Source organism: Scytonema hankhaensis NUACC26, from assembly GCF_045865695.1.
Lineage (GTDB): Bacteria > Cyanobacteriota > Cyanobacteriia > Cyanobacteriales > Nostocaceae > Scytonema.
In genome coordinates this window covers 1-5,003 of record NZ_BAACAP010000035.1, presented here as the reverse complement: position 1 = coordinate 5,003, position 5,003 = coordinate 1, and the positions used below count along the sequence as shown (strand labels likewise).

3 protein-coding genes and 1 pseudogene are annotated in these 5,003 nt (G+C 42.7%); all 4 read left to right on the top strand.

Features of this window, described 5'->3' with window-relative positions; translation table 11 throughout:
* Positions 1-168 (top strand): annotated as a pseudogene (locus ACKTT2_RS00640) (NAD(P)/FAD-dependent oxidoreductase); the annotation flags it as partial.
* Between the two features lie 569 nt (positions 169-737).
* Positions 738-1,280: an outer membrane beta-barrel protein gene (locus ACKTT2_RS00635; protein ID WP_407882937.1), complete on the top strand. Its 543-nt coding sequence runs from the start codon at positions 738-740 to the stop codon at positions 1,278-1,280.
* Positions 1,281-1,541: 261 nt separating this feature from the next.
* The gene (sir, locus tag ACKTT2_RS00630; protein WP_407882935.1) at positions 1,542-3,590 is read left to right on the top strand and encodes a sulfite reductase, ferredoxin dependent; all 2,049 of its coding nucleotides are present in this window, start codon (positions 1,542-1,544) and stop codon (positions 3,588-3,590) included.
* A 159-nt stretch (positions 3,591-3,749) separates the two neighbouring features.
* A complete protein-coding gene (locus ACKTT2_RS00625; protein ID WP_407882933.1) occupies positions 3,750-4,757 on the top strand; it encodes a zinc-dependent alcohol dehydrogenase family protein in 1,008 nt (335 codons plus the stop codon).
* The last annotated feature ends 246 nt before the right edge of the window (positions 4,758-5,003 follow it).

Here is a 5,003-nt window from a genome sequence, read left to right as displayed (position 1 = left end):
GACACTAAATTAGTAGTCGTATTTCAGTGGGCATGGAATTATATCACTCGTAATCGTCGCTCTAGATTGATTACAGGTCGAGAAGCTTTTGGAGAAGCGAAAACTGTTACTAACGATTTTTCTTCGACCACTGTAAAAGTGCAAGAAGCTTACAAGGCAGGAGTCTGAAAAGATGGATACTTCATTAAAAATCTATACAAACTATTTTCATTTATAGGCTTTTTCTACTAATTTTAGTATGTCAGAAATACTCCCTTTCCACTCTAAAATTCCACTCACTTTGTAGGGTGGGCACTACCCACCAACAGTAAATGGTGGGCAGTGCCCAACGCCACTCCTAGCAGTCGCGGGGGAACCCGCGCACTTCGGGTGGCTCCCCTACGTGTTTGGGTAATCATAAGAGCACGCCCAGGGAGTAATTACTATCAGAAAGTTTTACAGAAGCTCGTTGAATATTCTGAAATCAAACTCTCTGAATTTCTCTAAACTCTAACTCGATCCCCTAAATTTATGTGACACTAAAATAACTGTCTACTATTAATTTTTTATTCCGGATAATAAAATCTTTTTTTGTAATTAGAACGCCTTTATTTATAGAGTTATTTTATGAGAAACAGTCTTATCATCTATAGCAGCGCCAGGATTTGATAGAAGATTTTTAGAAATTTTTTGGAACCTTTTTGTTGTTTTTTCGACCTTAAATGTAAAAGCAATACCTAGAAAAATTGGTAGGTTTTATGAAACGGTTACTTAAGTCTTTTGTGACAATTTCTGCACTGTCTTCCATAGTAATTGCTCCTGTTATACTCTCTGCTGGTCAAGCTTCTGCTCAACCTCAGCCCAAAAAAGGAACTGATGCTAGCTATGTTGGTGCTGGTGTTTCTGCTGGTATTACCAATGGCGGACAAGACGGTGATGCTGCTACATTCGGTGGTAATCTTACAGGTAGAGTGAAGTTAGGTGATACTCCTTTTTCTGCACGCGGTCAAGTTAACTTTAGTAGTGAGACGAGTGCTATTATTCCCCATGTTTCCGCAGACTTGGGAATTGCTAAAGGGACTAATGCTTATGTAGGTGTAGGATACCAATTTGTAGAAGCTAACGGTCAACCAACTCCAAGTGGTAACGACGACGGAGTGGCTGTGGTGGCTGGGGTGGAATCTGAGGTTGGTAAAAACTTCCTAATCTATAGCAATGCTACCGTAGGCGTTAATGCTTACGAAAATAGCCCTGCTTCTGCTATTAGCATCAACGGTGGTGTAGGCTATCAGTTTAAGTAAGGGGTTAGGGGTTAGGGATGAGGGATTAAAAGTTAGCGCCTCTTAATATTCCTAAAAAATTGGAACATAAACATAGTATAAGTAATGTTGCTGGGTTTATTAATGTGTTGCACCACTAGTAAACTCAGCTTTTTGCCGTGTTAAAATCGTACTAATCCTCTAAATCTCGCTCGGATTTTGTGGATATAAAAGCCGTAAGGGTGCATACTCATTCACACTTTGGCATATTGTGACGCATATAGGTAATCTTCTATTACTCCAATGGTTAAATCTGCTCCTTCCCCGACTACAAGCCGTAAGCCTTCCAAAGTAGAAGCCATCAAGGAACGCAGTAACTTTTTGCGCGAACCTGTGGCAACTGAAATTCTTCAGGATACAACTCACTTTAGTGAAGATGCCATACAAATTCTAAAGTTTCATGGCTCTTATCAACAAGATAATCGCGATAATCGAATCAAGGGGCAGGAAAAAGATTACCAGTTCATGCTACGGACAAGAAATCCGGGTGGGTTCGTTCCACCACAGCTTTATTTGACTTTAGATAAGCTAGCTGATGAACATGGAAATCACACCTTGCGAGCAACAACTCGTCAAGGGTTCCAGTTGCACGGTATTTTAAAGAAGAATCTCAAGGCAGCGATCGCGTCTATCATCAACAGCATGGGTTCTACACTGGGCGCTTGTGGTGACCTCAATCGTAACGTCATGGCTCCTCCAGCGCCTTTTAAGAATAAGCCCGAATACGAATATGCTTGGGAGTATGCCGATCGCATTGCTCATTTGCTAGCACCTCAAACGGGCGCTTACTACGAGATTTGGCTTGATGGCGAAATGGCTCTGAGTGCTGAAGAAAACCCAGAGGTGAAAACAGCACGTCAGAAAAATGGTACGGGAACAATCATTCACGACAAAGAAGAACCGATCTACGGCACATACTATATGCCGCGCAAGTTTAAGGTTTGTGTCACCGTTCCAGGAGATAATTCCATAGATTTGTACAGCCAAGACCTCACTTTGGTAGTGATAACTAATTCTGAAGGAGAGTTAGAAGGATTCAATATCTTTGCAGGTGGTGGTTTGGGACGGACGCATAACAAAGAAGAAACTTTTGCAAGACTGGCAGATCCTATTTGTTATGTAGACAAGGAAGATGCTTACAACATAGTCAAAGCAATTGTTGCCACTCAAAGAGATTATGGCGATCGCACTGACCGCCGCCATGCTAGGCTAAAGTACTTAATTCATGATTGGGGTGTTGATAAATTCCGGTCAATGGTTGAGAAATACTTTGGCAAACCCTTACAAGCTTTTAAACCATTGCCAGAGTTTCAGTACTACGACTTTTTGGGATGGAACGAACAAGGCGATGGTAAGCTATTCTTAGGTATTTCCATTGATAATGGTCGCATTAAAGATGAAGGAAATTTTCAACTCAAAACGGCGTTAAGAGAAATTGTCGAGCAATATAATTTGCCTATCCGCTTAACACCTCATCAAAACGTCATCTTCTACGATATCGAACCGGAAAACAAGCAAGCTATTCAAGACATTCTCAGCAGTCATGGTGTTGTCTGTGATTTAGACAAAATAGATCCAATTGTGCGTTATTCAATGGCTTGTCCGGCTTTACCAACCTGTGGTTTGGCTGTAACGGAATCGGAACGAGTCATTCCAGAAATATTGGGTAGAATTCGCGCTCTATTGGAGAAAATTGGTTTACAAAATGAACATTTTGTGGTAAGGATGACGGGATGCCCAAACGGTTGTGCTCGTCCTTACATGGCAGAACTCGGTTTTGTAGGTAGCGCCCCAGAATCTTATCAAGTTTGGTTGGGAGGTTCGCCAAATCAAACAAGGCTAGCAGTTCCTTATATGGAACGGATGCACGCCAACGATTTGGAAACCCAACTAGAACCAATTTTTGTTTACTTTAAACAACAGCGTAAAGCAGAAGAGAAGTTTGGTGATTTTTGCGATCGCGTTGGATTTGATGCCATCCGAGAGTTTGCTGCTCTATATGAGTCAGAAACGGCTGTGAAGTCAGATGAAATTCCAGACGATAGCGATGGTTTAATTGAAACAATGGCAGATTCTACAACTGCACCAATTACAGAAGAGAGCGATCGTCAAGTTGTAGCCATAGCAAATACAACCACTGCTACCAACAAAACACGCCGACGCATTACCCTTCATGAAGAAATTTACATCCAATTGAAGGAAGTCTCTCAGCGTCAAGGTAAGCCAATGACTCATCTAGTGAACGAAGCGATTTCTGAGTACTTGAAAAATCTGCCACAACAAGCAGAATAAAATAACCAACTTTCTCTTGTGGTACGGGCTTCTAGCCCGTCACTAATGTCACTTCTAGCCCGTCACTAATGTCACTAATAAAGAACGGGCGAGGACGCCCGTTCCACAAAGTCCCACAAGATGGATATATGTCTTGGACATCCCTAACCAAATAAAGTCATGAAAGCAGTCCTTATGACAGCCACCGGAAACGCCGAAGTTTTACAACTGCAACAAGTGCCAAACCCAAGCGTTCCTCTAGGCGAAACAGAACTTCTCATACGCCTACAAGCAGCTGGTATCAACCCCATTGATACAAAACTGAGGAAACGAGGTACATTCTACCCAGATAAAATGCCCGCAATTTTAGGCTGTGATGGTGCAGGTATTGTTGAAGCAGTAGGTGCGGCTGTCCAACGCTTTCGCATTGGCGATGAAGTTTTCTTCTGTAACGGCGGATTGGGCGGACACCAAGGCAATTATGCAGAATATACAACGGTTGATGAACGGTTTGTCGCCCGCAAACCAGCTTCTTTATCCTTCGTAGAAGCCGCCGCCGCACCTCTAGTTCTTATTACCGCATGGGAAGCACTGTACGAAAGGGGACGCTTGGAACCAGGGGAACGAGTGTTAATTCATGCAGGGGCTGGTGGAGTCGGGCATGTAGCCATTCAACTGGCAAAATTAAAAGGTACTAATGTTTGCACAACTGTTGGTTCTCAAGAAAAAGCTGAATTCGTCAGAAAGCTAGGTGCTGACCATGCTATCTTGTACAAGCAAACAGACTTTGTACAAGCAGTGTTAGATTGGACGGGTGGAGAAGGAGTCGATTTAGCTTTTGATACGGTAGGTGGAGAAACACTTCATAAAACTTTTCCTGCTGTACGTGTCTATGGTGATGTCGTGACCATTTTAGAACCGAATGCCGATACAGTGTGGAAAGCTGCAAGGCAACGCAATCTTCGCATAGGCTTAGAACTCATGCTGACTCCCATGCTTCAAGGTATTGTGGAAGCACAGCAACATCAGGCAGAAATTTTAGAACAGTGTGCTAAATGGATGGATGGGGGTAAGTTGAAAATCCAAGTTAGCAAGACGTTTCCTTTGGAAGAAGCAGCGAAAGCTCATCAATTGCTGGAAACTGGTTCAATGACGGGTAAAATTGTTCTACTGATTGGAGATAAGTAGTACGAAAAATAATGAAAAAGCACATCCTCTCTTGCAGGTTATAAAAGAGCGACGGGCAGGATGCCCGTACCACAAGAAAGTTATTCAATTTGTGGGGAATGGACGGGCATCCTGCCCATCCCACAAGACAGGATGCTCATTTCACAAGACAGGATGCTCATTTCACAACACAGGATGCTCATTTCACAACACAGGATGCTCATTTCACAACACAGGATGCTCATTTCACAACACAGGATGCTCATT

Excerpts from the sequence above, each read along its gene's own strand:
- ACKTT2_RS00625 (WP_407882933.1), top strand. The coding sequence starts at position 3,750 with ATGAAAGCAGTCCTTATGACAGCCACCGGAAACGCCGAAGTTTTACAA.
- sir (WP_407882935.1), top strand. The coding sequence starts at position 1,542 with ATGGTTAAATCTGCTCCTTCCCCGACTACAAGCCGTAAGCCTTCCAAA.
- ACKTT2_RS00635 (WP_407882937.1), top strand. The coding sequence starts at position 738 with ATGAAACGGTTACTTAAGTCTTTTGTGACAATTTCTGCACTGTCTTCC.